Annotated in this window: 1 protein-coding gene; it reads left to right on the top strand. The window is 73.3% G+C overall.

What is annotated here, in order from left to right; translation table 11 throughout:
• The first annotated feature begins 541 nt into the window (after positions 1–541).
• Positions 542–1,456, top strand: coding sequence for a transposase (locus JNW87_RS38435; RefSeq protein ID WP_255544849.1), 915 nt, complete (start codon positions 542–544; stop codon positions 1,454–1,456).
• The last annotated feature ends 237 nt before the right edge of the window (positions 1,457–1,693 follow it).

Raw genomic sequence — 1,693 nt, 5'->3', positions numbered from 1 at the left:
CCGCACCTACGGTTGCCAGGATGAACCCACCACCAGCGGCCCGACCAGCCCCAGCCCAACCACCCACCTCGGCGGTCCGAGGCGGAGCCTCACTGGTGCCGTGTCCACTAACGTTGGCCGGGTTGGTCGGGGTTGGGGAAATGTCGTAGGGATGATGTTGTCTTCGGTTCGTGCCTCGCCGTCGGGATCCCGCCGCTCCCCGGGTCGTGCACCGCACCGCGCGCGTCGCGTTGCGGGTGACGCCAGGGCAGCGGCGGCGGTGTTTCGGGCTGCTGCGCTGCGCCGGTGACGTGTGGGCGTGTGTGCTGGAGGTCAACGCGTGGCGGCGCCGCCGCCGGGACGTACCCCTGTCCGGTTATCAGGAGTTGTGCCGGGAGTTGGCGGCGTCCGGGCCGGGCACGTTCGCCGAACTGGACACCACAGGTGCCCGGTCGGTGTTGCGCCGGTTCTCCGATGCGTGGTTCGCGGCGGCGAAACGCCGCCAGGCCGGTGACCTGTCGGCCCGTTTCCCGCGCCGCCGGCGGGGGTTGGTACCGGTGCGCTGGTATCACGGTACGTTCACCCTCGACGCCGCCGGGTCCGGCTCCCGACCGCCCGGGGCACTGCGCCTCTGTGGGTGCGTCTGGCGCGGGAGGTGCCGTATCCAGTCGGGCAGGTCCGCTCGATCACCCTGCTCTGCGAAGGCAGCCGCCTGTTCCTCGACGTCACCGCCGAGGTGCCGGTGACGGTCTACCCGCCCGGCCAGGAACCGGACCCGGCCAGGGTGGCCGGGGTGGATGTGGGAATCATCCACCCCTACGCCGTGGCCGGCCCCGACGGGGAGGGGTTGTTGGTGTCGGGGCGGGCGATACGCGCCGAACACCGCATGCACCTCGCCGACACCAAGGCCCGCCACCGCGCCGTGGCCCGTCGAGCGCCGAAGCCGGGTGCGCGGGGGTCGCGGCGGTGGCGCAAGTACCGGCGTCGGGCACGCCTGGTGGAGGGCCGGCATCGACGCCGGGTCCGCCAGGCCCAGCACGAGGCCGCCCGTAGCGTCGTGTCCTGGGCGGTGGCGCAGCGGGTGGGTGTGTTGCACGTGGGTGATCCTCGCGGGGTGTTGGACCTGCCGGCGGGGCGGCGGCACAACCTGCGGCTACGGCAGTGGCAGATCGGACGGCTCCTGCAGGTCCTCACCGACAAGGCCACCCTGGCCGGCATCACCGTCCACCTGGTCGACGAACGCGGCACGTCGTCCACCTGCCCCGCCTGCCACCGCCGGGTGCCGAAACCCCGCGGCCGGACGTTGTCCTGCCCGCACTGCCGCTTCTCCGGGCACCGCGACCTCGTCGCGGCCGCCATCATCGCCACCCGCACCCCGGGCGGCGGAACCACCACCCCGACAGCCGTCGTGCTGCCGCAGGTGGTCGAGCACCGTCGAGCCGGCCGGCACCTACCCGGTGCCGGCGTCCCGACGTGACCCCCGCCGCCCACCACGGGCGGCGCGAGGATCCGTTGGCCCGCGGAGGCCCGCCCCACCACCCGGTGGGGAGTCGCTCGCCCCCAAGGCGAGGATCCACAACACCCACCGCAAACCCGGTGAACGTTAGTGGACACCGCACCAGTGAGGCTCCGCCTCGGACCGCCGAGGTGGGTGGTTGGGCTGGGGCTGGTCGGGCCGCTGGTGGTGGGTTCATCCTGGCAACCGTAGGTGCGG

This window comes from Micromonospora sp. ATA51, assembly GCF_016802855.1.
Classification (GTDB): Bacteria; Actinomycetota; Actinomycetes; order Mycobacteriales; family Micromonosporaceae; genus Micromonospora; species Micromonospora sicca.
The sequence above is the reverse complement of the archived record's forward strand: the minus strand, read 5'-3'. Positions and strand labels throughout refer to the sequence as shown.